Below are 24423 nucleotides of genomic sequence, written 5' to 3'. Positions count from 1 at the left end.
ACTCAGACGGCGTACGGCGGCGGGAGCAGGCCGTGGTGGACGAGCAGCCCCTCCACCCGCTCACGCTCGTGGTCGAGCTCCTCCCCGGGCGGCAGGACCGCGAGCAGGTGCGGGCAGCCCGCGATGTCGGCGGCCTCGCCGAGCACCCGGTCGTAGGCCAGGCGGCAGCCCTCGTACTTCGCGAAGCGCATCCCGCCGCGGTGGAAGGCGGCGTGGAGCCGGCGCAGGTCGGCGGCCACCTGCTCGACCGGCCGGCCGACCGGGACCACCTCGGCCCCGTGCCGGCGACGCCGTGCCCGCTGCGCGACCCGCCCGAGAGCGCGGGCGCTGCGCCACTCGCCCAGGTCGCCGCGGAGGGCCGCGCAGGCCACCCGGAGCACCACGAGCGCCAGCAGCAGCACGCCGACGGTCGCGAGCCCGCTCCTCATCCGTCCACGGTACGCCGGGCGGAGCCGGGCGTCAGCCCATGTCGACGCCATCGAAGTCCTCGGGGACGTAGTCGCGCTTCTCGACCAGGACCATCCAGTTGCCGGAGTTGTCGCGCATCAGGGCCTCGACGCCGTAGGGCCGCTCCTCGGGCTCCTGCAGGAACTCCACGCCCTTGGCCCTGAGGTCCTCGTAGGTCGCCCGGCAGTCGTCGACGTTCAACCCCACCCCGGGCAGCCCGCCCTCGTCCTGGGCGCGCCTCATCGCCTCGATGAGGTAGTCGGGGAGGGGGCCGCTGGGCGTGGTGAGGTGGAGGTGGACCTCGGGCTGTTTCGGGTGCACGACCGTGCACCAGCGGAAGTCGGGCCCGAGCTGGAGGTCGTCGCCGACCTCGAAGCCGAGCACGTCGGTGTAGAAGGCGAGGGACTCGTCGATGTCCTTCACCCAGACGGACAGCAGGGAGATGTTGGTGATCATGGGACGAGCCTAGGAACCTCCGGTGTCGCCGTGCTTCTCCTGCGTTGCGGTGCTCCCCACGTCGCGCTTCTCGACGAGCCCGGCCATGAAGACGTAGCACCCGGGGATGCGCGGGTTGCCCGCGGACGCGTAGCGACGCTGGAAGTCGCTCGGGCTCTCCCCGACGATCGCCCGGAACCGCGCGCTGAACGAGCCCAGGCTGCTGTAGCCCACTGCGTGGCACACCTCGGTCACGGTGAGGTTCGCCGCGCGCAGCAGGTCCTGGGCCCGCTCGACGCGTCGCTCGGAGAGGTACGCCGCCGGCGTCACGCCGTACGTCAGCGCGAACGACCGCAGGAAGTGGAAGCGGCTCATCCCGGCGAGGCCGGCGAGGTGGTCGAGGTCGAAGGGCTCGGCGAAGTGCCGGTCGAGGTGGTCGCGCGTGCGGCGCAGGTGCACCAGCACGTCGCCGGGGACGCGGCGCTGCCCGGTCGGGCGGGCGGTCATCCGAGCAGCGCCTCCACCGCGCCGCGGAACGCCGAGGTGTGCGCGTCGACGTCGGTCCGGTCGTGGAACGGCGAGAACAGCGACATGTTGTGGAAGGGAGCCAGCAGCACCCCGCGGTTGACGGTCCAGAGGTGGAAGAACGCGTCGAGCTCCTCGTCGACGGCCGCCGCGGCCTCCGCGCCGGTGCGCGGCGGCGGGCAGAACCAGTACTCCGCACGGCAGCCCAGCCGCTGCACGTGCCAGGGCAGGTCGTGCTCGGCGATGACCTCGCGGATGCCGTCGGTGAACTGCTCGGCCAGGGGGATCGAGACCTCGAAGTCCTCCTGCCGCAGGGCGGTGGAGAGCGTCGCCCGCACGGCGGCCATGGCCAGCGCCGACCCCGACAGAGTGCCGCCGACGCCGGCGACGTCGATGTCGTGACCGAGCATCGGACCCTCGAGGCGCGCGGCGACCTCCTCGGTCATGCCGTAGGCCGCGACGGGGATGCCACCACCGATCGGCTTGCCGATGACCACGAGGTCGGGCTCGAGGTCCCACGCCGCGGTGGCTCCGCCCGGACCGGCGCAGATCGTGTGGGTCTCGTCGTTGACGAGCAGCACCCCGTGACGCCGGGTGACCTCGCGGACAGCAGCGAGGTAGCCGTCGTCGGGCAGCACGATCCCGATGTTGGTCAGCGCCGGCTCCATCAGCAGGCAGGCGACGTCACCCTCGGCGAGCCGGGTGTCGAGCGCGTCGAGGTCGTTGAACGGGACCACGGCGGTCGTCCGGGCCACGTCGACCTGCGGACCGAGCGCACCCGGCCGCGCGACGACCCGGTCACCCGCCCGGCCGTGCTCGAGGACGCCGAGCGTCTCGTCGACCGTGCCGTGGTAGCACCAGTCCATCACCGCGATCCGGGGCCGTCCGGTGAGGTGGCGGGCGAAGCGGAGCACGAAGCGGTTGGCGTCGGTCGCCGTCATCGCCATCTGCCAGCGGGGGAGCCCGAAGCGTCGGCTCAGCTCGCCGGCGACCCAGGCGGCGTCCGTCGAGGGCAGCATCGTGGTGATGCCGCGCTCGGTTCGCTCCCGCACGGCGTCGGCGACGGCCGGCAGGCAGTGACCGGTCATCGACCCGGTGTCGCCGAGGCACAGGTCGACGTAGGCCAGGCCGTCGACGTCGGTGAAGCGACCGCCCGCGGCCGACTCCACGAACAGCGGGAACGACCCCGGCCACCGCGTCATCCACGGCATCGGGACCCCGGCGAGCAGGTGCTCGCCGGCCTCGGCGGCGAGCCGTGCCGAGGTCGGGTGCAGGTCGACGAAGCGCTGCTGCTCCTCGGCGTGCAGCGCCGCCAGTCGCCCACGGTCGATGGTGGTCATGGTCGGCGGCTCACAGCGCGCTGCCGACGTACTTGGTCTCGAGGTACTCCTCGATGCCCTCGAAGCCACCCTCGCGGCCGAAGCCGGAGTGCTTCACGCCACCGAAGGGAGCCGCCGGGTTGGACACGATGCCGGTGTTCACGCCGACCATCCCGAACTCCAACGCCTCGCTGACCCGCAGCACGCGGGCGTGGTCGCGGGTGAAGACGTAGGCGACGAGGCCGTACTCGGTGTCGTTGGCCCGCTGCAGCGCCTCCTCCTCGTCGGCGAAGGTCGAGACCGGGGCGACGGGGCCGAAGATCTCCTCGCGGAACACCCGGGCGCTCGAGGGTACGTCGACCAGCACGGTCGGCGGGTAGAAGTGGCCCGCCCCTGCGGGGACCTCGCCGCCGACGAGCGCACGGGCCCCGGCGGACACGGCATCGTCGACCAGCTCGTGGACACCCGCCCGCGCCTTGTCGGTGATCAGCGGTCCGACGTCGACACCGTCCTCGGTGCCGTCGCCGACCCTCAGTGCGCCCATCCGCTCGGCGAACCGGCGGGAGAACTCCTCCGCGACCGACTCGTGCACCAGGAACCGGTTGGCCGAGGTGCACGCCTCGCCGATGTTGCGCATCTTGGCGAGCATCGCGCCGTCCACCGCAGCGTCGAGGTCGGCGTCCTCGAAGACGAGGAACGGGGCGTTGCCGCCGAGCTCCATCGAGACCCGCAGCAGCTGGTCGGAGGCCTGGGCGACGAGCTTCTTGCCCACCGCCGTCGACCCGGTGAAGGTGAGCTTGCGCAGGCGGGGGTCGGTGATGATGGGCTCGCAGACCCCGCCGGAGTCGGTGGTGGTGATGACGTTGAGCACGCCGGCCGGCAGGCCGACCTCCTCGAGCAGCGCGGCGAGGGCGAGCATCGTCAGCGGCGTCTCGGCGGCGGGCTTGACCACCATGGTGCACCCGGCGGCGATGGCCGGACCGATCTTGCGCGTCCCCATGGCGAGCGGGAAGTTCCAGGGCGTGATCATCAGCGTCGGGCCGACGGGGCCCTTCATGGTGATCAGCCGGGTGCTGCCGGAGGGCGCGGGGGAGTAGCGCCCGTGGATGCGCACGGCCTCCTCGGAGAACCACCGGAAGAACTCGGCGCCGTAGGTCACCTCGCCCTTCGCCTCGGCGAGCGTCTTGCCCATCTCGAGGGTCATCAGCCGGGCGAAGTCGTCGGCACGCTCGGTCAGCAGCTCGAAGGCCTTGCGCAGGATCTCGCCGCGGGCGCGCGGCTCCGTGGCGCGCCACTCCTGCTGGGCGGCTGCAGCGGCGGCCAGCGCGCGCTCGCCGTCGGCGGGGGTCGCGTCGGCGACCCGGGTCAGGACGCCGGCGTCGGCAGGGTTGTGCACCTCGAAGGTGCCGCCGCCGGTGGCGTCGACCCACGCTCCGCCGATGAGCAGCCGGGTCGGGACGGTCTCGAGCACGGTGTTGTCAGCCATCACCCCACCTTGCCACTGGTGCCGTCGACCGCCGCGTCGAAGGCGGCCTCGAAGACGTCGAGCCCCTCGGCGAGCAGGTCGTCGCCGATCGCGAGCGGCGGCAGGAACCGGAACACGTTGCCGAAGGTGCCGCAGGTGAGCGTGACCAGCCCGTCCGCGGAGCAGGCCCGGTGGACGGCCGCGGCGAGCGCCGGGTCCGGCGTACGTCCCGGGCCGTCGCTGACCAGCTCGACCGCCAGCATGGCGCCCCGCCCGCGGATGTCGCCCACCCGGTCGGGGTGCCGCTCGGCGAGTGCGCGGAGCCGGGGCAGGAAGGCGGCCTCGACCTGCCGCGCCCGGGCCGGCAGGTCCTCGGCGTCCATGGTCTCGATCGCGGCGAGCGCGGCCGCGCAGGCGACCGGGTTGCCGCCGTAGGTGCCGCCCAGACCGCCGACGTGGACGGAGTCCATCACCTCCGCGCGACCGGTCACGGCGGCGAGCGGCAGGCCGCCGGCCATGCCCTTCGCCGTGGTCACCAGGTCAGGCACGACGCCCTCGTGGTCGCAGGCGAACCAGTCGCCGGTGCGCGCGAAGCCGGTCTGGATCTCGTCGGCGATGAGCAGGATGTCCTGCTCGCGACACCACTCGGCGACCCGCGGCAGCCAGCCCGGGGGCGGGACGATGAAGCCACCCTCGCCCTGGATCGGCTCGATGAGCACGGCCGCGCAGTTCGCCTCGCCCACCTGCGTGTGCACCGTGGCGACGAACGCGTCGAAGGCCTCCTCGGCACAGGCGTCCGCGCCGCCGGGCCAGCGGTAGGGGTAGGCCATCGGCGCGCGGTAGACCTCGCCGGCGAACGGCCCGAAGCGGTGCTTGTAGGGCATGTTCTTCGCGGTCAGCGCCATGGTCAGGTTGGTGCGGCCGTGGTAGGCGTGGTCGAACACCACGATCGCGTCGCGACCGGTGTGGTGGCGCGCGACCTTCACCGCGTTCTCGACGGCCTCGGCGCCCGAGTTGAAGAGCGCCGAGCGCTTCTCGTGGTCGCCGGGGGTGAGCGTCGCGAGCTTCTCGCACACCGCGACGTACTCTTCGTAGGGCGTGACCATGAAGCAGGTGTGGGTGAAGTCGGCGACCTGCCGCTGCACCGCCTCGACCACCCGCGGGGCGGCGTTGCCGACCGTGGTGACGGCGATGCCCGAGCCGAAGTCGATGAGCTGGTTGCCGTCGACGTCGCGGAGGATCCCGCCGCCCGCCTGCTCGACGTAGACCGGCAGGGTCGTGCCGACGCCGGCCGAGACGGCCGCCACCTTGCGGGCCTGGAGGGCCTGCGAGCGCGGGCCGGGGATCTCGGTGGCGAGGATGCGTTGCTGGGAGAGGGTCATCAGTGGTCCTTGGTCCGGTCCTTCGGGGTCCCTGCGGCGTTGTTCGGAGGAGCGGAGCGGGGGAGAAGAACGTCGTGGGGTGTTCTGTCCTCGAGGCCCCACGGGGATCCGTACCCGTCGGGCTTGGGTGCGGCGAGGAGGTCGAGGAAGGGCTTCGGAGGCAGCGCCTCGGGGCCGAGGACGCCGCTGCCCGACCAGGTCCCGTCGGCCAGCAGCTCCAGCGCGACGACGGGGTTGATCGCGGTCTGCCAGACCACGCACTGGGCGCCGTAGTCGCGCATCGAGTCGGCGTTGTCCACGACGTGGTAGAGGTACGTCGACCGCGGCGCGCCGTCCTTGCCGGTGCCGGTCACGAAGAGCCCGGCGCACGTCTTGCCCTCCATCCGCGGACCGATGGTCGCGGGGTCGGGCAGGCAGGCCGCGACCACGTCGCGGGGCGAGACCTCCACGCCCTTGACCGAGACGGGCTCGGTCGAGTCGAGGCCGAGCGTGTGGAGGGTGCGGAGGATCGCGATCATCTCCTCGCCGAGGCCGTACTTGAAGGTGACCCGGTCGGCCTCGACCCAGCGCGGCATCAGGAGGACCTCCTCGTGCTCGACGTGGACGCACTCGACCGGTCCGATCCCCTCGGGGAAGTCGAAGACCTCGGGCTCGGAGAAGGGCGGCAGGGTGAAGAACCCCTTCTCGAGGTCGCCGCCGGCCCGCTCCCGCTCCCACACGACCGGCGGGTTGAGGCACTCCTCGATGATCGTCCACATCGAGAAGCCGGGCGCGAATACCTCGTTGCCGTCGTCGTCGCGGATGACGAGGTTGGCGCCGTCGCGGGTGCCGAGCTCGTCGATGTGGTCGAAGAGCTCGTCGGCGGCGTAGCGCGCGAACACGTCGGAGAGCCCCGGCTCGACGCCGATGCCGAGCAGCGCCAGGCGGCCGGCGGCCTCCCACTCGCCGGCCCGGGCGAACTGCTCGTCGCCGAGCTTGACCCCGACCTCCTCGTAGGGGACGTCGGGGTGGCGCACCGACAGGCTCATCGCCATGTCGAGGTAGTCGGCGTCCGCGGCCAGCGCGCCGGTGAAGATCGGCATCACGAAGCGGGGGTCCACCGCGTTGAAGACGTGGGTGGCGCGGACCTGCCGGGCGAGCGCCGTCACCGCCTCGGTGTCGGAGGCGTCGACCTGCGCGGCGGTGAAGCGCTCCTCGCCCGTACGGCGTCCGCGCGCCGCGGCGACGGTGCGCTCGGCCCGGGCGAGGTCGTAGTCGGCCACCACCCAGGCCTCGAAGAAGTCGCGCTCCACCGCGATCCGGGCGGCGGCGTCACCGACCCCGCCGGCCCCGACCATCAGCACACGCATCGGCTCAGGCACTCGTCGTCTCTTCTCTGTCAGGTCTGTCAGGTCGGTCAGGTCGGTGTGCGGGGCAGGGGGTCACTTCTTGGAGGCCCGGAGCGAGCTCACGACCTGCGCACCCACGACGAGGAGCACGGCGATCACGAACATCGAGAAGCCGATGACGTTGGCCTCGGCCGGGATGCCCCGGCGGGAGGCGACGTAGACGAACTTGGGGAACGTCGCCTCGTTGCCGGAGACGAAGTTCGTGATGATGAAGTCGTCGAAGGACAGCGAGAAGGCGAGCATCGCGGCGCCCGCGATGCCGGGCAGGATCAGCGGGAAGGTGACCTTCCAGAAGGTCTGCATCGGGCTGGCGTAGAGGTCCTGCGCGGCCTCCTCGATCCGGGGGTCGAGGGACTGGATGCGGGCCCTGACGGTGACGACCACGAAGCTCAGGCAGAACATGATGTGGGCGAAGACGATCGTCGTGAAGCCGAGGTTGATGCCGATGTTGGCGAAGCCCTGCACGAAGATCGTCAGCAGCGCCGCGCCCATGACGATCTCGGGGGTGGCCATCGGCACGAAGATCAGCAGGTTGCTCGCAGCCTTGCCGCGGAAGCGGTAGCGGACCATGGCCAGCGCCATGAGCGTGCCGAGGACCGTGGCGACGACGGTGGAGATCACGCCGACCTGCAGCGAGGTGACCAGCGACTCGCAGACACCCGGCACGCCGCAGGGGTCCTGCCAGTGCTCCCAGGTGAAGCCCTGCCACACGATGTTGGTCTTGCCGTGGTCGTTGAAGGAGAACGCGAACGTGTAGGCGACAGGCAGGAAGAGGTAGAGGAGCACCAGGACGGCCGTGAGGACCGCGAAGTGGTTGGCCAGCCACAGCTGGACCCGCTTGGCGCTCGAGGGCCGGTAGGCGGGCGAGCGGTCGGCCGGCGGGGCCGGCGTCGTCGTCGGGGGGGTCATCGTGGCCACGTCACACCAGCTCCTCGGTGCCGAAGCGGCGTACGTAGAGGAAGACCATCACCAGGATCGCGGCCATGAGCGTGAACGACAGGGCCGCGGCCACCGGGTATCCGCCCGGGACGGCGAGGAACTGGTCGTTGATGACGTTGCCGACCATCTTCCCGCGCTGGGGACCGAGCAGCTCCATGTTGACGAAGTCGCCGGCCGCCGGGATGAACGTCAGCAGCGTCCCGGCGAGCACGCCGGGCATCGACATGGGCAGGGTCACCGTGCGGAAGGTCGTGAAGCCGTTGGCGTAGAGGTCGCCCCCGGCCTCGATCACCCGCGGGTCGGCCCGCTCGAGCGAGGCGTAGATCGGCAGCACCATGAACGGCAGGAAGTTGTAGGTGAGACCGGCGATCACGGCCAGCGGCGTGTTGATGATGTTGCCGCCGGGCAGCAGGTGCAGGAAGTTGAGCACCGCCGCGACGGGACCCTCGTCGGCGAGGATCTGCGACCAGGCGAACGTGCGCAGGATGAACGAGGTGAAGAACGGCGCGATGACGCAGATCAGCATCAGGTTGCGCCAGCGGCCGACCTTGAACGCCATCGCGTAGGCCAACGGGTAGGCCACGACGAAGGCGAAGAACGTCGCCAGGCCGGCGTAGAGGAACGAGCGCGCGAAGTGCGGCGCGTAGTCGGTCAGGGCGCTGACGTAGTTCTCGAAGTTCAGGTCGCGGTAGTAGTAGCCGGGGAAGCCCGGGTAGCGGCTCTGCAGGCTGACCGACGCCAGCTGCACGAGCGGCAGGATGAAGAAGACGCCGAGCCACAGCACCCCCGGCAGCAGCAGGAGGTACGCCGTCCAGCCGCGCTTCTTCGTCTCCGGCGCCGGGGGAGGCGGAGCCACCGCCGGGTCGCCGGCCACGTGGGCCAGGGCGCTCATACGGCGATCTCCTCCACCGGCACCCCGAACGCGTGGCCGGGGTTCCAGGTCAGCCAGACATCGTCACCGGGTCGGAGGTCGAGCGGCTCGACGTCGAGGTTCTGCTCGTAGCAGCTCCACGTGGTGCCGCTGGGCATGTCGACGAGATAGCTGGTCGCCACCCCGAGAAACGACACGTCGCGCACCACGCCCTTCACGTCGTTGCCGACGCCGTCGGGCTGCTTGCGCGAGACCGTCACCTTCTCGGGACGTACGCCGAACATCATCTCGCCGTCGTGCACCTGCGAGCGCGCCTCGAGGACCTTGACCTTGGTGCCGAGGACGTCGGCCACCAGGTGGTCGCCGTCGCGGCCCTCGATCGTGCCGACCCCGGTGTTGGCCTGGCCGAGGAAGTTGGCCACGAATCGCGTGCGGGGGAGGTCGTAGAGCTCGGCGGGAGGACCGAGCTGCTCGATGCGGCCCCGGTTCATCACCGCGACCGTGTCGGCCATGGTCATGGCCTCCTCCTGGTCGTGGGTGACGTGGATGAAGGTCAGGCCCACCTCGGTCTGGATGCGCTTGAGCTCGACCTGCATCTCGCGTCGCAGCTTGAGGTCGAGGGCGCCCAGCGGCTCGTCGAGCAGCAGCACCTCGGGGTGGTTGACCAGTGCCCGGGCCAGCGCCACGCGCTGCTGCTGCCCGCCCGAGAGCTGCGCGGGCTTGCGGGCCGCGAAGGACGTCATCTGCACCAGCTCGAGGGCGTCGTCGGCCCGCTGCGCCGCGTCCTTGTCCTTGCGACGCTTCGGCCCGAACGCGACGTTGTCGTGGATGGTCAGGTGGGGGAACAGGGCGTAGGACTGGAAGACGGTGTTGACCGGCCGCTCGTAGGGCCGCGACCCGGTGAGGTCGGTGTCGCCGATCCGCACCCGCCCGGCGGTGGGCTGCTCGAGGCCCGCGACCATCCGCAGGGTGGTGGTCTTGCCGCAGCCCGAGGGCCCGAGCAGCGCGAAGAACGAGCCGCGCGGGACGGTCAGGTCGATGTCGTCGACGGCGGTGAAGTCGCCGAAGGTCTTGGTCACGCTCTCGAGCTGGAGGTCGCCTCGCGCCTCGCGGAATCCGGCCATGTCAGTTCCCCATCACCTTCGTGGACCACAGGTCGGCGTACAGGATGTCCTCGTCCGCGTCGAGCACCCGGAACTGCTGGACGTTGTTGTCGGCGATGAAGTCGGCGGTGGGGAAGATCCACGGGCTCTCGGCGAGCTCGGGGTCGATCTTCTCCATCTCGGCCTGGGCGCCCTCGACGGGGCACACGTAGTTGACCCACGCGGCCACCTGCGCCGCGACGGCCGGGTCGTAGTAGTAGTCCATCAGCCGCTGGGCGTTCCTGCGGTGGGTCGAGGTGATGGGGACCATCATGTTGTCCGACCACAGCGTGCCGCCCGACTCGGGCAGGGTGAAGGTCCAGCTGGGGTCCTCGGTGTCGTAGGCGAGGACGAAGATGTCGCCGCTCCACGTGATGCCCGCGACCGCGTTGCCGCTGGTGAGGTCCTCCATGTAGGAGTTGCCCTTCACCTTGCGGATGTAGCCCTCGTCGATCTTCTGCTCGATGAAGTCGAGCGCCTTCTCGAACTCCGCCTGGCCCCAGTCGCTCTCGATGTCGACGCCCTGGGACTGCATGACCAGGCCGGCCGTGTCGCGGAACTCCGAGAGCACCACGATTTTTCCCTTGAGGTCGTCGGTCCACAGGTCGTCGAGCGACTTGAGCTCACGACCGACCTTCTCCCGGTTGTAGCCGATGCCCGCGAAGCCGCTCTGCCACGTGATCGAGTGGAGCCGGCCGGGGTCGAAGGAGGCGTCCTTGAGCGGCTGCAGGAGGTTGTTGACCACGTTGGGCATCTGGATGAGCTCCAGCGGCTGGACGACCTGGTCGCGGATGAGCCGGGCCGCCATCCAGTCGGTCAGGGTGATGATGTCGCGGTCGATGTCCTGGCCGGCACGCAGCTGGGGGCCGACCTTGGCGTAGTAGGAGTCGTTGTCGTCGATCTCCTCGAAGTAGCCGACGTCGAGGCCGCTCTGCTCCCGGAACGCGTCCAGGGTCGGGGACGTCGTCTCCTTGCCGTTCATGTCGAGGTAGGCCGTCCAGTTGGCCCACTGGAGGGTCTTCTCGGTGTCGGAGACGTCGGTGGGGAGGTCGAGCGCGGCGAGCCCGCTCGCCGCCGGCGGCTCGGGCGGGGCGCACCCGCTGAGCGCCAGGCCGGCGCCGGCGGCGACGCCGGTGCCGAGCAGGGCCCGACGACTCAGTCCGCCGCCGGCTGCTGCCGTCAGCGCAGCGGCCGGTGGGGACAGGGGTCGCCGCCGCCTCGGGATGGGTGTCATCAGTGCATCTCCTCCGCGTCGCTCGGCTCTCGCCCTCTAGATCTCAATGTTGGCCATGACGTGCTTGATGCGGGTGTAGTCCTCGAAGCCGTACATCGAGAGGTCCTTGCCGTAGCCGGACTTCTTGTAGCCACCGTGCGGCATCTCCGCGACGAGGGGGATGTGGGTGTTGATCCACACGCACCCGAAGTCGAGCGCCTTCGACATGCGCATCGCCCGGCCGAAGTCCCTGGTCCACACCGACGACGCGAGGCCGTAGTCGACGCCGTTGGCCCAGCGGACCGCCTCCTCCTCGTCGGTGAAGCGCTGCACCGTGATGACGGGTCCGAAGATCTCGTTCTGGATCGCCTCGTCGTCCTGCCGCAGCCCGGAGAGGACGGTCGACTCGAGGAAGTAGCCGTCGCCGAGGTCCGTACGCCGGTTGCCACCGGCGGACACGGTCGCGTGGGCCGGCAGGTTCTCGATGAACCCGCTCACCCGGGCCAACTGGGTCGCGTTGTTGACGGGGCCGAAGAGGGCGTCCTCGTCGTCGGGCAGGCCCACCGGGGCCGACCCCTTCGCGTAGTCGGCGAGCGCGGCGACGAAGTCGTCGTGGATGCCCGGGGCGACGAGGACCCGCGTGGCCGCGGTGCAGTCCTGCCCGGCGTTGAAGTAGCCGGCGATCGCGATCCCCTCGACCGCGGCCTCGATGTCGGCGTCGTCGAAGACCACGACCGGCGCCTTGCCGCCCAGCTCGAGGTGCACCCGCTTGACCTGGGGTGCGGCGCTCGCCGCGACCTCGGCCCCGGCTCGGACGGACCCGGTGATCGCCACCAGTCCCGGCGTCGGGTGCTCGACGAGGAGGCGTCCGGTCTCGCGGTCGCCGGTCACCACGTTGAGCGTGCCCGCGGGCAGGTGCTCCGCGGCGATCTCGGCCAGCCGCAGGGTGCTCTCCGGCGTGGTGTCGCTCGGCTTGAGGACCACGGTGTTGCCGGCCGCCAGGGCCGGGCCGATCTTCCACACCGCCATGAGGAGCGGGTAGTTCCACGGCGTCACCTGGCCGACGACGCCGATCGGCTCGCGCCGGATCCACGAGGTGTGGCCGGCCATGTACTCGCCCGCGGCCTTGCCCTCCAGCACCCGCGCCGCGCCGGCGAAGAAGCGCAGCTGGTCCACCATCGGCGGGATCTCCTCGCTCGCGGTGAGCGCCTTGATCTTGCCGGTGTTGGCCGACTCGAGGGCGATCAGCTCCTCGGCGTGCGACTCGATGGCGCCGGCGATGCCCAGGAGCGCCTGCTGCCGCTCGGAGGGCGTCGTACGACCCCACTCGCCGAAGGCTCGCCCGGCCGCCTCGTAGGCCGCGTCGACCTCCTCCGCGCCGCTCACGGGGGCGTGGGCGACCACCTGGCCGGTCGTCGGGTCGACGACGTCGCTCGTGGCGCCGGCGCCGCCGTCGACGTACGTGCCACCGATGAAGTTGCGCAGCGTGCGTGGGCTGGTCACGGGGGTCCTCCCGGTCGGGTGCAGTGAGGGGAGACTAGGACGGGTGGGGCGGCCATCGCCATAGTTGTTGCCGAAGATTGTGCGGGAATCGCAGAATTAACAGCCGCGAAATGCGGATTCCGCGCTCGATGACTTGCGGACCGCCGGTTCGGGCACCACGATGGGCGCCATGAGCGAGCGAAGCGGGGACGGGCGTGGGTGAGGGGACCGTGCGGCTCGACGCGACCGCCAAGCGCATCATCGAGCTGCTCCAGGAGGACGGCCGGATCTCGTACGCCGCCATCGCGAAGGCGGTGGGCCTCTCCGAGGCCGCGGCCCGCGCGCGGGTCCAGAAGCTGCTGGACTCCGAGGTGATGCAGGTCGTCGCTGTCACCGATCCCACGCAGGTCGGCTTCACGCGCCAGGCCATGATCGGGGTCCGCACCGAGGGCGACCCGATGAAGGTGGGCGACCGGCTCGCCGCCGTGCCCGAGGTCGACTACGTGGTCACCACCGCGGGCAGCTTCGACCTCCTCGTCGAGGTGGTGTGCGAGGACGACCCGCACCTGCTCGACGTCATCCGTCAGGTCCGAGAGCTCGAGGGCGTCGTCTCCTCGGAGACGTTCGTCTACCTCAAGCTCAACAAGCAGCACTACAACTGGGGTACACGATGAGCATCGACCAGTCGTTCGACTACCAGGCCGCCGGGCGCGACCACCTCTGGTTGCACTTCACGCGGCACTCGACCTACGAGAACGGCGGCGAGATGCCGCTGATCGTGCGGGGCGAGGGCCACAAGATCTGGGACAGCCACGGACGCGAGTACATCGACGGCCTCGCCGGCCTGTTCGTCGTCCAGGTCGGCCACGGCCGCGAGGAGCTCGCCGAGGCGGCCGCCAGGCAGGCGAAGGAGCTCGCGTTCTTCCCGCTCTGGTCGTTCGCGCACCCGCGTGCCGTCGAGCTGGCCGACCGGATCGCGGCGATGGCCCCCGGCGACCTCAACCGCGTCTTCTTCACCACCGGCGGCGGCGAGGCGGTCGAGTCGGCCTGGAAGCTCGCCAAGCAGTACTACAAGCTCACCGGCAGGCCCAACAAGCACAAGGTCATCTCCCGTGCCGTCGCCTACCACGGCACCCCGCAGGGCGCGCTGTCCATCACGGGCATCCCGCCGCTGAAGGAGATGTTCGAGCCGCTGGTCCCGGGTGCCCACAAGGTGCCCAACACCAACTTCTACCGGCGTCCGGACTATGTCGGCGACGACGAGAAGGCGTTCGGCCGCTGGGCGGCCGACCGGATCGCCGAGGCCATCGAGTTCGAGGGCCCCGACACCGTGGCGGCCGTGTTCCTCGAGCCGGTCCAGAACGCCGGCGGCTGCTTCCCGCCGCCGCCCGGCTACTTCGAGCGGGTCCGGGAGATCTGCGACGAGTACGACGTCCTGCTCGTCTCCGACGAGGTGATCTGTGCGTTCGGCCGGGTGGGGGAGATGTTCGGTGCGACCGAGTTCGGCTACCAACCTGACATCATCACCTGCGCCAAGGGCATGACCTCGGGCTACTCGCCCATCGGCGCGATGATCGCCAGCGACCGGCTGTTCGAGCCTTTCAAGCAGGGCGCGACGGCCTACGCGCACGGCTACACCTTCGGCGGCCACCCGGTCTCGTCGGCGGTGGCGATGGCCAACCTCGACATCTTCGAGCGGGAGGGCCTCACCGACCACGTCCAGCAGAACGCCCCCGCGTTCCGGGCGACCCTGGAGAAGCTGCTCGACATCCCGATCGTCGGCGACGTGCGCGGGCACGGCTACTTCTACGGCATCGAGCTGGTCAAGGACCGCGAGACCAAGGAGACGTTCGACGACGCGGAGTCCGAGCGGCTGCTGCGCGGCTACCTCTCCGGTGCGCTGTGGGAGGCCGGCCTCTACTGCCGGGCCGACGACCGCGGCGACCCGGTGATCCAGCTCGCGCCGCCGCTCATCATCGGCCAGCCCGAGTTCGACGACATCGAGCAGCGGCTGCGCTCGGTGCTCACGGGCGCGCTCGAGCACCTCTGACCCGTCGGCGCAGATGTGCGTCCGAACCGGGGGAGCGGGGAGGATGGACCTCGTGAACGACGTCGTACGCCCCGCCCGCCCGCACCACAAGCTCACCGCGGACGGGCGCCGGATGCGGGAGGTGCTCACCTACTCGCGGCGGGGCAGCCGCTTCACGCCGCGCCAGGCCGAGTCGTGGGCCGCCCACCACGCCGACTGGGTGATCCCCGAGGAGGCCGTCGACCGCCCGGGGTTCTCGCTCGCGGAGTGGTTCGGTCGCGAGGCGCCCCTGATCGTCGAGATCGGCCCGGGCATCGGTGAGGCCACGTCGGTGCTCGCTGCCGCGCGTCCTGACCACAACGTGCTCGGGCTCGAGGTGTGGCTCCCCGGCATCGCCGACTCGCTGTGGCGCGTCGCGGAGGCAGGTGCCGACAACGTGCGCTTCTGCTCCGTCGACGCCGTCTGGACCCTCGAGAACCTCCTCGGCCCGGCCAGCCTCGCCGAGATCTGGACCTTCTTCCCCGACCCGTGGCGCAAGACCAAGCACCGCAAGCGGCGGCTGGTGAACCCCGCCAACGCCGCGCTCGCCTCGTCGCGACTGGTGCCCGGTGGCGCGTGGCGACTGGCCACCGACTGGGGGGACTACGCCGACCAGATGCGCGAGGTGCTCGACGCGGAGCCGACCCTCGAGGGCGGCCGCGTCGAGCGGTGGGAGGAGCGGCCGGTCACCCGCTTCGAGCGGAAGGGCCGCGACGTCGGCCGCGACATCGCCGACTTCTGCTACCGGCGGTCCGACCGCGGTTGATCGAGCACCAGGCCGGCGCCGCGGAGGAGGTGCTCGAGCCGCAGTCGCTCGGCGTCGCGGTCGGCGCCCTCGCGCATGCCGGTGAGCAGGTCCGGCACCCCGAGCGCGCGTGCTGCCAGCGCCAGCAGGTCGTCGTACGCCGCCACGGTGCCGCGCCGGCGCGCCATCGGGGTCCCGGGCACGGGGGAGACGACCTCGCGCCGCACCCGCCGCAGGGACGCCGCGAGCTGCTCGATCGACGGGGCCGACGGCCTGGCGGGGGGAGGAGAGAGGCGGGTGCGCACGCCGCGCACCACCCTGCCCAGCTCGGCCTGGTAGAGGGCCAGCCCCACCGCCGCACCCAGCATCAGGGTGCAGAGCAGGAGCGCGACCGGGCCGGCCATCCGTCGACGGTAGGTCGGCCTCCGGGGCGGGGCAAGAGGCCTTCGGCCCGGGCCGCCGATCGAGCCGGACGTGTGCGATTTGGCGTGGGCGCGTCCGGTCTGTCAAGATGTTCCGGTTGCTCCGGCGGGTCGCCGGGGTGCGGCACACACCTTGACTTCTGAATCGCGTCTCCTTGATCGAGCCAGTCGTCTGCGTGCACCGCGCCAGGTCACATGGTGATCGGAGACCCGACCAGATCCGACAACCGTCGGGTGCCACCCAGAGCATCACCGCTTCCCCTCGGGGTCGTGTCACGAGCCAGATCAGTTTCAGTTGGCAGCGCGACACGCCCGACCGCGGGGGTCGGAGGGTGGAGGAGAGACAGGCGGCACCCGCCCACCAGGGGCGGAGAGCCGAAACCAGACCAGGCGTACGAGATCGAAGAGGACAGGGACCTATGGCGGGACAGAAGATCCGCATCAGGCTCAAGGCCTATGACCACGAGGTGATCGACACCTCGGCGCGGAAGATCGTGGACACCGTCACCCGTACGGGTGCGAAGGTCGCCGGCCCTGTGCCGCTGCCGACCGAGAAGAACGTGTACTGCGTCATCCGTTCGCCCCACAAGTACAAGGACTCCCGCGAGCACTTCGAGATGCGCACGCACAAGCGCCTGATCGACATCATCGACCCGACGCCGAAGACCGTCGACTCGCTGATGCGTCTCGATCTGCCTGCCGGTGTCGACATCGAGATCAAGCTCTGAGGCGACGACATGGCTAAGACTTTCGAACGCAACGTGAAGGGGCTGCTGGGCACCAAGCTCGGCATGACCCAGCTCTGGGACGAGAACAACAAGGTCGTCCCCGTCACCGTGATCGCGGCCGCGACCAACGTCGTGACCCAGGTCCGCCAGCCCGAGGTGGACGGCTACAACGCCATCCAGGTCGGCTTCGGCGAGATCGAGGCCCGCAAGGTCAACTCGCCCGAGGCCGGTCACTTCACCAAGGCCGGCGTCACGCCGCGTCGCCACGTCGCGGAGATCCGCACGGCCGACGCCGCGAGCTACACCGTGGGCCAGGAGCTGACCGTCGAGACCTTCGCCGCCGGCGAGGAGATCGACGTCACCGGCACCAGCAAGGGCAAGGGCTTCGCCGGAACGATGAAGCGTCACGGCTTCTCCGGCGTCTCCGCCTCGCACGGTGCGCACCGCAACCACCGCAAGCCCGGTTCCATCGGCGCCTGCGCCACCCCGGGTCGCGTGTTCAAGGGCACCCGCATGTCGGGCCGCATGGGTACCGACACGGTCACCACCCAGAACCTGACGGTGCACGCCGTCGACGCCGACAAGGGCCTGATCCTGGTCAAGGGCGCCGTTCCCGGCCCCAAGAACGGTCTCGTCGTCCTTCGCTCGGCCGCCAAGAACTCCGCCGCTACTGGCAAGGAGGCCTGAGCATGGCTGTCAACACCGTCAAGGTGGACCTCCCCGCCGAGATCTTCGACGTCGAGGTCAACATCCCCCTGATCCACCAGGTCGTCGTGGCGCAGCAGGCTGCTGCACGCCAGGGCACGCACGCCACCAAGACCCGCGGCGAGGTCCGCGGCGGTGGCCGCAAGCCCTACAAGCAGAAGGGCACCGGCCGCGCCCGCCAGGGCTCGACCCGCGCCCCGCAGTTCGCCGGCGGTGGCACCGTCCACGGCCCGCAGCCGCGCGACTACTCCCAGCGCACCCCCAAGAAGATGAAGGCAGCCGCCCTGCGCGGTGCCCTTTCCGACCGGGCCCGCAACGGCCGCGTGCACGTGGTCGACGGTCTGGTGTCGGGCGACAAGCCCTCCACCAAGGCCGCGATCGCCGCGCTGACGTCGCTGACCGACCGCGTGGGCTACCTCGTGGTGCTCGAGCGCTCCGACGCCCTCACCTGGCTCTCGCTGCGCAACGCGCCCGAGGTCCACATCGTCGCCGTCGACCAGCTCAACACCTACGACGTGGTCGCCGCTGACGACGTGGTCTTCACCAAGGGTGCCTACGACGCCTTCGTGAACGGCACCAGCGTCGCTGGCGCCTCCACCGCGAAGACCGAGTCGGCCGCGCCCGCCGCGACCGAGCAGGCCACCGACGAGCCGGCGCTCCCCGCCGGTGCGAAGGCCCCGCTCAAGAGCGGCAAGAACCCGAAGGGCTACGAGGTCCAGGGCCTGCAGTCCGGCACCTACCTCGTCGAGGGCGACGCCGCCTACGACGTCTCCGGTGGCGACTTCTGGTTCAAGTCCGCCGAGGACGCCGAGGCCGCCGGTCTGACCCGCGCCGACCAGAAGGAGAGCGACAAGTGAGCACCCTGCACAAGGACCACCGCGACGTCCTGATCGCCCCGGTCGTGTCGGAGAAGAGCTACGGCCTGCTCGACGCCAACAAGTACACCTTCATCGTCCACCCGGACGCCAACAAGACCGAGATCAAGATCGCGGTCGAGAAGGTCTTCGACGTCAAGGTCACCTCGGTCAACACGATCAACCGCCAGGGCAAGACGCGTCGCACCCGCTACGGCCTGGGCAAGCGGCCCAACACCAAGCGCGCGATCGTCAGCCTCGCCGAGGGTCACCGCATCGACATCTTCGGAGGTCCGGTCTCCTGACCGGGCTCCTGACTAGGAAACTGATATGGCTATCCGCAAGTACAAGCCGACCACCCCGGGCCGTCGTGGCTCGTCGGTGGCCGACTTCGTCGAGATCACCCGGTCCACGCCCGAGAAGTCGCTGACGCGCCCGCTGCCGAAGAACGGCGGTCGCAACAACCAGGGCCGCATCACCACCCGGCACAAGGGTGGCGGTCACAAGCGCGCCTACCGCATCATCGACTTCCGTCGCTACGACAAGGACGGCGTCCCGGCCAAGGTCGCTCACATCGAGTACGACCCCAACCGCACCGCGCGCATCGCGCTGCTGCACTACGCCGACGGCGAGAAGCGCTACATCGTCGCGCCCAAGGGTCTGACCCAGGGCACCCCGGTGGAGTCCGGCCCCAACGCCGACATCAAGCCCGGCAACAACCTGCCGCTGCGCAACATCCCGGTCGGTACGACCATCCACTGCGTGGAGATGCGACCGGGCGGCGGCGCGAAGATCGCCCGCTCGGCCGGCAACTCCGCCCAGCTGGTCGCCCGCGAGGGAAGCCGCGCCACGCTGCGCATGCCCTCGGGCGAGATGCGCTTCGTCGACGTGCGCTGCCGCGCCACGATCGGTGAGGTCGGCAACGCCGAGCAGTCCAACATCAACTGGGGCAAGGCCGGCCGCATGCGGTGGAAGGGCGTCCGCCCGACCGTCCGCGGTGTCGTCATGAACCCGGTGGACCACCCGCACGGTGGTGGTGAGGGCAAGACGTCCGGTGGTCGCCACCCCGTCTCCCCCTGGGGCAAGCCCGAGGGCCGCACGCGCAAGCGCAAGGCCAGCGACTCCCAGATCATCCGTCGTCGCAAGTCCGGCAAGGGTAGGAAGTAACCGACATGCCTCGCAGCCTCAAGAAGGGCCCCTTCGTCGACGACCACCTTCAGAAGAAGGTGGACGCCGAGAACGAGAAGGGCAGCCACAACGTCATCAAGACCTGGTCGCGCCGGTCGATGATCGTGCCCGACATGATCGGCCACACCATCGCCGTGCACGACGGTCGCAAGCACGTCCCGGTCTTCGTGACCGACTCCATGGTCGGCCACAAGCTCGGGGAGTTCGCCCCCACCCGCACCTACCGCGGGCACGTCAAGGAAGACCGGAAGGGACGCCGTCGATGAGCACCACCGAGCGCAGCCGCACCAGTGCGCGCCGCAGCACGCTGCTCGGCGACCAGCCGGGCGCCTATGCGAGCGCACGCTACGTGCGGATCACCCCGATGAAGGCCCGCCGTGTCGTCGACATGGTCCGCGGCCTCCAGGTCGATGAGGCCCTGACCCTGCTGCAGTTCGCGCCGCAGGCCGCCTCCGAGACCGTCTACAAGGTGCTGGAGAGCGCGATCGCCAACGCGGAGACCACCGAGGGCCTCAACCGGGCCGACCTCGTGCTCTCCGTCGCCATGGTCGACGAGGGCCCGACGATGAAGCGTTGGCGTCCGCGTGCCCAGGGCCGTGCGACCCGCATCAACAAGCGCACCAGCCACATCACCCTCGCGGTGCAGCCGGCCGACGCGCTGGCCACGAAGAACGGCCGCGCCAACAAGAACGGAAGGGGTGCCTGATGGGTCAGAAGATCAACCCGAACGGCTTCCGCCTGGGCATCTCCACCGACCACAAGAGCCGTTGGTACGCCGACAAGCTCTACAAGTCGTACGTCGGTGAGGACGTCGCCATCCGCAAGCTGCTCTCCAAGGGCATGGAGCGGGCGGGCATCTCCAAGGTCGAGATCGAGCGCACCCGTGACCGCGTGCGGGTGGACATCCACACCGCCCGCCCGGGCATCGTCATCGGTCGCCGCGGCGCCGAGGCCGACCGCATCCGCGGCGAGCTCGAGAAGCTCACCGGCAAGCAGGTGCAGCTCAACATCCTCGAGGTGAAGCAGCCCGAGATCGACGCGCAGCTGGTCGCCCAGGGCGTTGCCGAGCAGCTCGCCGGCCGCGTGCAGTTCCGCCGCGCCATGCGCAAGGCCATGCAGACCTCGATGCGCTCCGGTGCCAAGGGCATCCGGATCCAGTGCTCGGGTCGCCTCAACGGTGCCGAGATGTCGCGCACGGAGTTCTACCGCGAGGGCCGCGTGCCCCTGCACACCCTCCGCGCCGACATCGACTACGGCTTCTACGAGGCCAAGACCACCTTCGGTCGCATCGGCGTGAAGGTCTGGATCTACAAGGGCGAGGTCGCCGGCACCCGTGCCGAGCGCCAGGCCCAGCAGGCCGCCCGCGCCGGTGCTCCGGGTCGCGGCGGTCGTCCCAACACCCGTGGCGGCGAGCGCCCGAGCCGTGGCTCGCGCGGCGACCGCGCACCTCGCGCCGAGTCCACCGAGGCTCCGGCCGAGGCGGCACCGAGCGCAGGAACGGAGGCCTGAGCCATGTTGATGCCCCGTCGTGTCAAGCACCGCAAGCAGCACCACCCCAAGCGTCGCGGCGCCGCCAAGGGCGGCACGTCGCTCGCCTTCGGTGACTTCGGGATCCAGGCGGTCGAGGGTCACTACGTGACCAACCGACAGATCGAGTCGGCCCGTATCGCCATGACCCGTCACATCAAGCGTGGCGGAAAGGTCTGGATCAACATCTACCCGGACCGTCCGCTGACCAAGAAGCCCGCCGAGACCCGCATGGGTTCCGGCAAGGGCTCGCCCGAGTGGTGGGTGGCGAACGTCAAGCCCGGCCGCGTCATGTTCGAACTCTCCGGTGTCGACGAGGTGACTGCTCGTGAGGCCATGCGCCGCGCGATGCACAAGCTCCCGATGAAGTGCCGGTTCATCTCCCGTGAGGCCGGTGAATTCTGATGGCTACCAAGCTCAACGCACACGAGCTCGACGAGCTCGACGCACCCGCCCTCGAGGCCAAGCTGCGCGAGGCCAAGGAGGAGCTGTTCAACCTGCGCTTCCAGGCCGCGACCGGTCAGCTCGAGAGCAACGGCCGCCTGCGCGTGGTCAAGAAGGACATCGCCCGCATCTACACCGTGGTCCGCGAGCGCGAGCTCGGCATCCGTACCACCCCGGGCACCAACGAAGAGGCGAAGGCATGAGCGAGAACACTGCGACCCAGTCGGCCGACGAGCGCAACCAGCGCAAGGTCCGTGAGGGCCTCGTCGTCAGCGACAAGATGGACAAGACCATCGTCGTCGCCGTCGAGGACCGCGTGAAGCACGCCCTCTACGGCAAGGTCCTGCGCAAGACGTCGCGTCTGAAGGCGCACGACGAGACCAACCAGTGCGGCATCGGCGACCGGGTCCTCATCATGGAGACCCGTCCGCTGTCGGCCACCAAGCGCTGGCGCCTCGTCGAGGTGCTGGAGAAGGCCAAGTGACCTGAGGCCCCGCGACCTCGAGCACAAGTTTCCACATATCAGTTCGGCCAGGCTCGCCCCCCGTTGAGAGGGCGAGAACCAGCTCGACAACCAGGAGAAATCAATGATCCAGCAGGAGTCGCGACTCAAGGTCGCCGACAACACCGGTGCGAAGGAGATCCTCTGCATCCGTGTTCTCGGTGGCTCTGGGCGTCGCTACGCCGGCATCGGTGACGTCATCGTCGCCACCGTCAAGGACGCGATCCCCGGTGGCAACGTCAAGAAGGGCGACGTCGTCAAGGCCGTGGTCGTGCGCACCGTCAAGGAGCGTCGCCGCGCCGACGGTTCCTACATCCGCTTCGACGAGAACGCCGCCGTCATCCTCAAGAGCGACGGCGAGCCCCGTGGCACGCGCATCTTCGGCCCCGTCGGCCGCGAGCTGCGCGAGAAGCGCTTCATGAAGATCATCTCGCTCGCCCCGGAGGTGTTGTGAGAGATGGGTAAGAACATGAACATCAAGAAGGGCGACACCGTCAAGGTGATCGCTGGCAAGGACAAGGGTGCCCAGGGCAAGGTCATCTCGGTGCTCCGCGAGGAGGACCGGGTGATCGTCGAGGGAGTCAACCTCGTCAAGCGCCACACCAAGTCCGTTCAGCAGACCAACACCACCGGCGGCATCATCACCCGCGAGGCCCCCATCCACGTCTCCAACGTGATGCTGGTCGAGGGTGACGGCGTCACGCGCGTCGGCTTCCGCCGCGACGAGGTCACCAAGCGCCGTCCCGACGGCTCGACCTACGCCGCGACCCGGTCGGTCCGCGTGTCCCGCAAGTCCGGCAAGGAGATCTGAGATGGCCGAGACCCAGACCACTGAGATTCCCCGTCTCAAGGCGCGCTACCGCGAGGAGATCGTCCCCGCCCTGCGCTCCGAGTTCGACATCGCCAACATCATGCAGGTGCCCGGCCTGACCAAGATCGTGGTCAACATGGGCGTCGGCGAGGCTGCGCGTGACTCCAAGCTCATCGAGGGCGCGATCCGCGACCTGACCGCGATCACCGGCCAGAAGCCGGCCGTGACCAAGGCGCGCAAGTCGATCGCGCAGTTCAAGCTGCGCGAGGGCATGCCGATCGGCGCCCACGTCACGCTGCGCGGCGACCGCATGTGGGAGTTCCTCGACCGCCTGCTGTCCCTGGCGCTTCCCCGCATCCGCGACTTCCGCGGTCTCTCGCCCAAGCAGTTCGACGGGCGTGGCAACTACACCTTCGGTCTGACCGAGCAGGTCATGTTCCACGAGATCAACCAGGACAGGATCGACCGGTCGCGCGGCATGGACATCACGGTCGTCACCACGGCCACCAACGACGACGAGGGCCGCGCGCTGCTGAAGCAGCTCGGGTTCCCGTTCAAGGAGAACTGACATGGCGAAGACTGCCCTCAAGGTCAAGGCCGCCCGCAAGCCGAAGTTCGCTGTCCGCGGCTACACCCGCTGCCAGCGCTGCGGTCGCCCGAAGGCCGTCTACCGCAAGTTCGGCCTGTGCCGGATCTGCCTGCGGGAGATGGCCCACCGCGGCGAGCTCCCCGGCGTCACCAAGTCCTCCTGGTAATCACCTCACACACGTTGAAGGTCCCGCGGCCGTGAGCTGCGGGAAACCACGACGAGAAAGAACCACATCATGACGATGACTGACCCGATCGCAGACATGCTCACGCGTCTGCGCAACGCCAACCAGGCGTACCACGACGTGGTGTCGATGCCCTACAGCAAGATGAAGGCCGGCCTCGCGGAGATCCTCAAGCAGGAGGGTTACATCACCTCCTACGACGTCGCCGACAACGTCACCGCCGAGGGCGAGCCCTCGGTCGGCAAGACGCTGACCGTGACCCTCAAGTACGGCCGCAACCGGGAGCGCTCCATCGCGGGTGTTCGCCGCATCAGCAAGCCCGGCCTGCGCGTCTACGCCAAGAGCACGAACCTGCCCAAGGTCCTCGGTGGCCTCGGCGTCGCGATCATCTCGACGTCGCAGGGCCTGCTCACCGACCGCCAGGCGAACCAGAAGGGCGTGGGCGGCGAAGTCCTCGCCTACGTCTGGTGACCCGGACCATCTGAGACCAGGAAGAGAGAGAAGCATGTCGCGCATTGGCAAGCTCCCCATCGCGGTCCCGTCCGGTGTCGACGTCGCGATCGATGAGTCGCTGGTGACCGTCAAGGGCCCCAAGGGCACCCTGTCGCACACCATCGCCGCGCCGATCACGGTCGCCAAGGGCGAGGACGGCGTCCTCGAGGTTCAGCGTCCCGACGACGAGCGCAACAGCCGCTCGCTCCACGGCCTGACCCGCACGCTCATCAACAACATGGTGGTGGGCGTCACCGAGGGCTACGAGAAGAAGCTCGAGATCGTGGGCGTGGGCTACCGCGTCCTGCCCAAGGGTCCGACCCAGCTCGAGTTCCAGCTCGGCTACTCGCACCCGATCATCTTCGACGCCCCCGAGGGCATCACCTTCACCACCGAAGGCCCGACCAAGCTCGGCGTCGTCGGCATCGACAAGCAGCTCGTCGGAGAGGTTGCGGCCAAGATCCGCAAGCTCCGCAAGCCCGAGCCCTACAAGGGCAAGGGCGTGCGCTACGCCGGCGAGCACATCCGCCGCAAGGTCGGAAAGGCCGGTAAGTGA

33 protein-coding genes are annotated in these 24423 nt (G+C 69.8%); 20 read left to right on the top strand and 13 right to left on the bottom strand.

Going from position 1 to position 24423, the window contains the following annotated elements; all coding sequences use genetic code 11:
* Positions 1–2: 2 nt before the first annotated feature.
* From Q1B24_RS02250 to Q1B24_RS02195, 12 genes are read right to left on the bottom strand one after another with little or no spacing between them, the layout of a single operon-like run.
* Positions 3–428 (bottom strand): hypothetical protein, encoded by a 426-nt coding sequence (locus Q1B24_RS02250; protein WP_299922759.1) that lies wholly within the window; start codon positions 426–428, stop codon positions 3–5.
* Positions 429–459: 31 nt separating this feature from the next.
* Entirely contained in the window at positions 460–903 is a 444-nt protein-coding gene (locus Q1B24_RS02245) for a VOC family protein (RefSeq protein ID WP_299922756.1), read from the bottom strand.
* A gap of 9 nt (positions 904–912) precedes the next feature.
* Positions 913–1389 (bottom strand): AraC family transcriptional regulator, encoded by a 477-nt coding sequence (locus tag Q1B24_RS02240; RefSeq protein WP_299922754.1) that lies wholly within the window; start codon positions 1387–1389, stop codon positions 913–915.
* Positions 1386–2747, bottom strand: a complete 1362-nt coding sequence (locus Q1B24_RS02235) for a transaminase (protein WP_299922752.1) — start codon at positions 2745–2747, stop codon at positions 1386–1388. Before Q1B24_RS02235 ends, Q1B24_RS02240 begins: the two co-directional genes overlap by 4 nt.
* 10 nt (positions 2748–2757) lie before the next feature.
* Positions 2758–4212, bottom strand: a complete 1455-nt coding sequence (locus Q1B24_RS02230) for an NAD-dependent succinate-semialdehyde dehydrogenase (RefSeq protein ID WP_299922750.1) — start codon at positions 4210–4212, stop codon at positions 2758–2760.
* Positions 4212–5573, bottom strand: a complete 1362-nt coding sequence (gabT, locus tag Q1B24_RS02225) for a 4-aminobutyrate--2-oxoglutarate transaminase (RefSeq protein WP_299922748.1) — start codon at positions 5571–5573, stop codon at positions 4212–4214. The genes Q1B24_RS02230 and gabT overlap by 1 nt, the downstream gene beginning before the upstream one ends.
* Positions 5573–6934, bottom strand: a complete 1362-nt coding sequence (locus Q1B24_RS02220) for a saccharopine dehydrogenase C-terminal domain-containing protein (protein WP_299922746.1) — start codon at positions 6932–6934, stop codon at positions 5573–5575. The genes gabT and Q1B24_RS02220 overlap by 1 nt, the downstream gene beginning before the upstream one ends.
* Before the next feature lie 60 nt (positions 6935–6994).
* Positions 6995–7870 carry an ABC transporter permease gene (locus Q1B24_RS02215; protein ID WP_299922743.1) on the bottom strand — a complete coding sequence of 292 codons (876 nt, stop codon included), beginning with the start codon at positions 7868–7870 and terminating at the stop codon, positions 6995–6997.
* A gap of 10 nt (positions 7871–7880) precedes the next feature.
* Positions 7881–8792 (bottom strand): ABC transporter permease, encoded by a 912-nt coding sequence (locus tag Q1B24_RS02210; RefSeq protein WP_299922741.1) that lies wholly within the window; start codon positions 8790–8792, stop codon positions 7881–7883.
* A complete protein-coding gene (locus tag Q1B24_RS02205; protein WP_299922739.1) occupies positions 8789–9895 on the bottom strand; it encodes an ABC transporter ATP-binding protein in 1107 nt (368 codons plus the stop codon). The genes Q1B24_RS02210 and Q1B24_RS02205 overlap by 4 nt, the downstream gene beginning before the upstream one ends.
* A gap of 1 nt (position 9896) precedes the next feature.
* The gene (locus Q1B24_RS02200) at positions 9897–11147 is read right to left on the bottom strand and encodes an extracellular solute-binding protein (RefSeq protein ID WP_299922737.1); all 1251 of its coding nucleotides are present in this window, start codon (positions 11145–11147) and stop codon (positions 9897–9899) included.
* Between the two features lie 36 nt (positions 11148–11183).
* Positions 11184–12629 (bottom strand): gamma-aminobutyraldehyde dehydrogenase, encoded by a 1446-nt coding sequence (locus Q1B24_RS02195; RefSeq protein ID WP_299922735.1) that lies wholly within the window; start codon positions 12627–12629, stop codon positions 11184–11186.
* Between the two features lie 194 nt (positions 12630–12823).
* Between Q1B24_RS02195 and Q1B24_RS02190 the strand changes: the two genes are divergently transcribed.
* Genes Q1B24_RS02190 through Q1B24_RS02180 form a run of 3 tightly spaced genes read left to right on the top strand, consistent with a single transcriptional unit; the run spans position 12824 to position 15442 of the window.
* Positions 12824–13282, top strand: a complete 459-nt coding sequence (locus tag Q1B24_RS02190; RefSeq protein ID WP_299922733.1) for an Lrp/AsnC family transcriptional regulator — start codon at positions 12824–12826, stop codon at positions 13280–13282.
* Positions 13279–14658, top strand: coding sequence for an aspartate aminotransferase family protein (locus Q1B24_RS02185; RefSeq protein WP_299922731.1), 1380 nt, complete (start codon positions 13279–13281; stop codon positions 14656–14658). The genes Q1B24_RS02190 and Q1B24_RS02185 overlap by 4 nt, the downstream gene beginning before the upstream one ends.
* Before the next feature lie 43 nt (positions 14659–14701).
* Positions 14702–15442, top strand: coding sequence for a tRNA (guanosine(46)-N(7))-methyltransferase TrmB (locus Q1B24_RS02180; protein ID WP_299922729.1), 741 nt, complete (start codon positions 14702–14704; stop codon positions 15440–15442).
* Here the strand turns inward: Q1B24_RS02180 and Q1B24_RS02175 are convergent.
* The gene (locus Q1B24_RS02175; RefSeq protein WP_299922727.1) at positions 15418–15825 is read right to left on the bottom strand and encodes a hypothetical protein; all 408 of its coding nucleotides are present in this window, start codon (positions 15823–15825) and stop codon (positions 15418–15420) included. The two genes, Q1B24_RS02180 and Q1B24_RS02175, sit on opposite strands and share 25 nt — an antisense overlap.
* Before the next feature lie 437 nt (positions 15826–16262).
* On the opposite strand from Q1B24_RS02175, the gene rpsJ reads away from it, so the two are divergent.
* The 17 genes from rpsJ to rplF all read left to right on the top strand — a co-directional run bounded on the left by rpsJ (position 16263) and on the right by rplF (position 24423).
* Positions 16263–16571: a 30S ribosomal protein S10 gene (gene rpsJ / locus Q1B24_RS02170; RefSeq protein ID WP_008360994.1), complete on the top strand. Its 309-nt coding sequence runs from the start codon at positions 16263–16265 to the stop codon at positions 16569–16571.
* Positions 16572–16580: 9 nt separating this feature from the next.
* Positions 16581–17258 carry a 50S ribosomal protein L3 gene (gene rplC / locus Q1B24_RS02165; protein WP_299922725.1) on the top strand — a complete coding sequence of 226 codons (678 nt, stop codon included), beginning with the start codon at positions 16581–16583 and terminating at the stop codon, positions 17256–17258.
* A gap of 2 nt (positions 17259–17260) precedes the next feature.
* Positions 17261–18133, top strand: a complete 873-nt coding sequence (rplD, locus tag Q1B24_RS02160) for a 50S ribosomal protein L4 (RefSeq protein ID WP_299922723.1) — start codon at positions 17261–17263, stop codon at positions 18131–18133.
* A complete protein-coding gene (rplW, locus tag Q1B24_RS02155) occupies positions 18130–18435 on the top strand; it encodes a 50S ribosomal protein L23 (protein ID WP_186342465.1) in 306 nt (101 codons plus the stop codon). The genes rplD and rplW overlap by 4 nt, the downstream gene beginning before the upstream one ends.
* A 25-nt stretch (positions 18436–18460) precedes the next feature.
* On the top strand, positions 18461–19297 hold the full coding sequence (rplB, locus tag Q1B24_RS02150; protein ID WP_299922718.1) for a 50S ribosomal protein L2: 837 nt from the start codon (positions 18461–18463) through the stop codon (positions 19295–19297).
* A gap of 5 nt (positions 19298–19302) precedes the next feature.
* The gene (gene rpsS, locus Q1B24_RS02145) at positions 19303–19584 is read left to right on the top strand and encodes a 30S ribosomal protein S19 (RefSeq protein WP_090969263.1); all 282 of its coding nucleotides are present in this window, start codon (positions 19303–19305) and stop codon (positions 19582–19584) included.
* The gene (gene rplV, locus Q1B24_RS02140) at positions 19581–20024 is read left to right on the top strand and encodes a 50S ribosomal protein L22 (protein ID WP_299922713.1); all 444 of its coding nucleotides are present in this window, start codon (positions 19581–19583) and stop codon (positions 20022–20024) included. Before rpsS ends, rplV begins: the two co-directional genes overlap by 4 nt.
* Positions 20024–20827, top strand: a complete 804-nt coding sequence (gene rpsC, locus Q1B24_RS02135; protein WP_299922711.1) for a 30S ribosomal protein S3 — start codon at positions 20024–20026, stop codon at positions 20825–20827. The genes rplV and rpsC overlap by 1 nt, the downstream gene beginning before the upstream one ends.
* Before the next feature lie 3 nt (positions 20828–20830).
* Positions 20831–21250, top strand: coding sequence for a 50S ribosomal protein L16 (rplP, locus tag Q1B24_RS02130; protein WP_210650189.1), 420 nt, complete (start codon positions 20831–20833; stop codon positions 21248–21250).
* Positions 21250–21492: a 50S ribosomal protein L29 gene (gene rpmC, locus Q1B24_RS02125; protein WP_204811325.1), complete on the top strand. Its 243-nt coding sequence runs from the start codon at positions 21250–21252 to the stop codon at positions 21490–21492. Before rplP ends, rpmC begins: the two co-directional genes overlap by 1 nt.
* A complete protein-coding gene (rpsQ, locus tag Q1B24_RS02120) occupies positions 21489–21773 on the top strand; it encodes a 30S ribosomal protein S17 (protein WP_210439927.1) in 285 nt (94 codons plus the stop codon). The genes rpmC and rpsQ overlap by 4 nt, the downstream gene beginning before the upstream one ends.
* Before the next feature lie 103 nt (positions 21774–21876).
* Positions 21877–22245, top strand: a complete 369-nt coding sequence (gene rplN / locus Q1B24_RS02115; protein WP_299922704.1) for a 50S ribosomal protein L14 — start codon at positions 21877–21879, stop codon at positions 22243–22245.
* A 3-nt stretch (positions 22246–22248) separates the two neighbouring features.
* Positions 22249–22602 carry a 50S ribosomal protein L24 gene (rplX, locus tag Q1B24_RS02110; RefSeq protein WP_216659223.1) on the top strand — a complete coding sequence of 118 codons (354 nt, stop codon included), beginning with the start codon at positions 22249–22251 and terminating at the stop codon, positions 22600–22602.
* A gap of 1 nt (position 22603) precedes the next feature.
* Entirely contained in the window at positions 22604–23170 is a 567-nt protein-coding gene (rplE, locus tag Q1B24_RS02105; RefSeq protein WP_210439929.1) for a 50S ribosomal protein L5, read from the top strand.
* Position 23171: 1 nt separating this feature from the next.
* Positions 23172–23357 (top strand): type Z 30S ribosomal protein S14, encoded by a 186-nt coding sequence (locus Q1B24_RS02100; RefSeq protein ID WP_011757321.1) that lies wholly within the window; start codon positions 23172–23174, stop codon positions 23355–23357.
* A 69-nt stretch (positions 23358–23426) separates the two neighbouring features.
* Positions 23427–23846, top strand: coding sequence for a 30S ribosomal protein S8 (gene rpsH / locus Q1B24_RS02095; RefSeq protein ID WP_172262165.1), 420 nt, complete (start codon positions 23427–23429; stop codon positions 23844–23846).
* A 34-nt stretch (positions 23847–23880) separates the two neighbouring features.
* Positions 23881–24423 carry a 50S ribosomal protein L6 gene (gene rplF, locus Q1B24_RS02090; RefSeq protein WP_254182544.1) on the top strand — a complete coding sequence of 181 codons (543 nt, stop codon included), beginning with the start codon at positions 23881–23883 and terminating at the stop codon, positions 24421–24423.

It is taken from the genome of uncultured Nocardioides sp. (assembly GCF_947488025.1).
Taxonomy (GTDB): Bacteria; Actinomycetota; Actinomycetes; order Propionibacteriales; family Nocardioidaceae; genus Nocardioides.
Note: the sequence above shows the minus strand (reverse complement) of the source record. Positions and strands in the feature narration are given on the sequence as shown.

What these genes read in the sequence shown, in the direction of transcription:
- Q1B24_RS02250 (WP_299922759.1), bottom strand. Translation starts at nt 428, where the DNA reads ATGAGGAGCGGGCTCGCGACCGTCGGCGTGCTGCTGCTGGCGCTCGTG.
- Q1B24_RS02245 (WP_299922756.1), bottom strand. Translation starts at nt 903, where the DNA reads ATGATCACCAACATCTCCCTGCTGTCCGTCTGGGTGAAGGACATCGAC.
- Q1B24_RS02240 (WP_299922754.1), bottom strand. Translation starts at nt 1,389, where the DNA reads ATGACCGCCCGCCCGACCGGGCAGCGCCGCGTCCCCGGCGACGTGCTG.
- Q1B24_RS02235 (WP_299922752.1), bottom strand. Translation starts at nt 2,747, where the DNA reads ATGACCACCATCGACCGTGGGCGACTGGCGGCGCTGCACGCCGAGGAG.
- Q1B24_RS02230 (WP_299922750.1), bottom strand. Translation starts at nt 4,212, where the DNA reads ATGGCTGACAACACCGTGCTCGAGACCGTCCCGACCCGGCTGCTCATC.
- gabT (WP_299922748.1), bottom strand. Translation starts at nt 5,573, where the DNA reads ATGACCCTCTCCCAGCAACGCATCCTCGCCACCGAGATCCCCGGCCCG.
- Q1B24_RS02215 (WP_299922743.1), bottom strand. Translation starts at nt 7,870, where the DNA reads ATGACCCCCCCGACGACGACGCCGGCCCCGCCGGCCGACCGCTCGCCC.
- Q1B24_RS02210 (WP_299922741.1), bottom strand. Translation starts at nt 8,792, where the DNA reads ATGAGCGCCCTGGCCCACGTGGCCGGCGACCCGGCGGTGGCTCCGCCT.
- Q1B24_RS02205 (WP_299922739.1), bottom strand. Translation starts at nt 9,895, where the DNA reads ATGGCCGGATTCCGCGAGGCGCGAGGCGACCTCCAGCTCGAGAGCGTG.
- Q1B24_RS02200 (WP_299922737.1), bottom strand. Translation starts at nt 11,147, where the DNA reads ATGACACCCATCCCGAGGCGGCGGCGACCCCTGTCCCCACCGGCCGCT.
- Q1B24_RS02185 (WP_299922731.1), top strand. Translation starts at nt 13,279, where the DNA reads ATGAGCATCGACCAGTCGTTCGACTACCAGGCCGCCGGGCGCGACCAC.
- Q1B24_RS02180 (WP_299922729.1), top strand. Translation starts at nt 14,702, where the DNA reads ATGGACCTCGTGAACGACGTCGTACGCCCCGCCCGCCCGCACCACAAG.
- Q1B24_RS02175 (WP_299922727.1), bottom strand. Translation starts at nt 15,825, where the DNA reads ATGGCCGGCCCGGTCGCGCTCCTGCTCTGCACCCTGATGCTGGGTGCG.
- rpsJ (WP_008360994.1), top strand. Translation starts at nt 16,263, where the DNA reads ATGGCGGGACAGAAGATCCGCATCAGGCTCAAGGCCTATGACCACGAG.
- rplC (WP_299922725.1), top strand. Translation starts at nt 16,581, where the DNA reads ATGGCTAAGACTTTCGAACGCAACGTGAAGGGGCTGCTGGGCACCAAG.
- rplD (WP_299922723.1), top strand. Translation starts at nt 17,261, where the DNA reads ATGGCTGTCAACACCGTCAAGGTGGACCTCCCCGCCGAGATCTTCGAC.
- rplB (WP_299922718.1), top strand. Translation starts at nt 18,461, where the DNA reads ATGGCTATCCGCAAGTACAAGCCGACCACCCCGGGCCGTCGTGGCTCG.
- rpsS (WP_090969263.1), top strand. Translation starts at nt 19,303, where the DNA reads ATGCCTCGCAGCCTCAAGAAGGGCCCCTTCGTCGACGACCACCTTCAG.
- rplV (WP_299922713.1), top strand. Translation starts at nt 19,581, where the DNA reads ATGAGCACCACCGAGCGCAGCCGCACCAGTGCGCGCCGCAGCACGCTG.
- rpsC (WP_299922711.1), top strand. Translation starts at nt 20,024, where the DNA reads ATGGGTCAGAAGATCAACCCGAACGGCTTCCGCCTGGGCATCTCCACC.
- rplP (WP_210650189.1), top strand. Translation starts at nt 20,831, where the DNA reads ATGTTGATGCCCCGTCGTGTCAAGCACCGCAAGCAGCACCACCCCAAG.
- rpmC (WP_204811325.1), top strand. Translation starts at nt 21,250, where the DNA reads ATGGCTACCAAGCTCAACGCACACGAGCTCGACGAGCTCGACGCACCC.
- rpsQ (WP_210439927.1), top strand. Translation starts at nt 21,489, where the DNA reads ATGAGCGAGAACACTGCGACCCAGTCGGCCGACGAGCGCAACCAGCGC.
- rplN (WP_299922704.1), top strand. Translation starts at nt 21,877, where the DNA reads ATGATCCAGCAGGAGTCGCGACTCAAGGTCGCCGACAACACCGGTGCG.
- rplX (WP_216659223.1), top strand. Translation starts at nt 22,249, where the DNA reads ATGGGTAAGAACATGAACATCAAGAAGGGCGACACCGTCAAGGTGATC.
- rplE (WP_210439929.1), top strand. Translation starts at nt 22,604, where the DNA reads ATGGCCGAGACCCAGACCACTGAGATTCCCCGTCTCAAGGCGCGCTAC.
- Q1B24_RS02100 (WP_011757321.1), top strand. Translation starts at nt 23,172, where the DNA reads ATGGCGAAGACTGCCCTCAAGGTCAAGGCCGCCCGCAAGCCGAAGTTC.
- rpsH (WP_172262165.1), top strand. Translation starts at nt 23,427, where the DNA reads ATGACGATGACTGACCCGATCGCAGACATGCTCACGCGTCTGCGCAAC.
- rplF (WP_254182544.1), top strand. Translation starts at nt 23,881, where the DNA reads ATGTCGCGCATTGGCAAGCTCCCCATCGCGGTCCCGTCCGGTGTCGAC.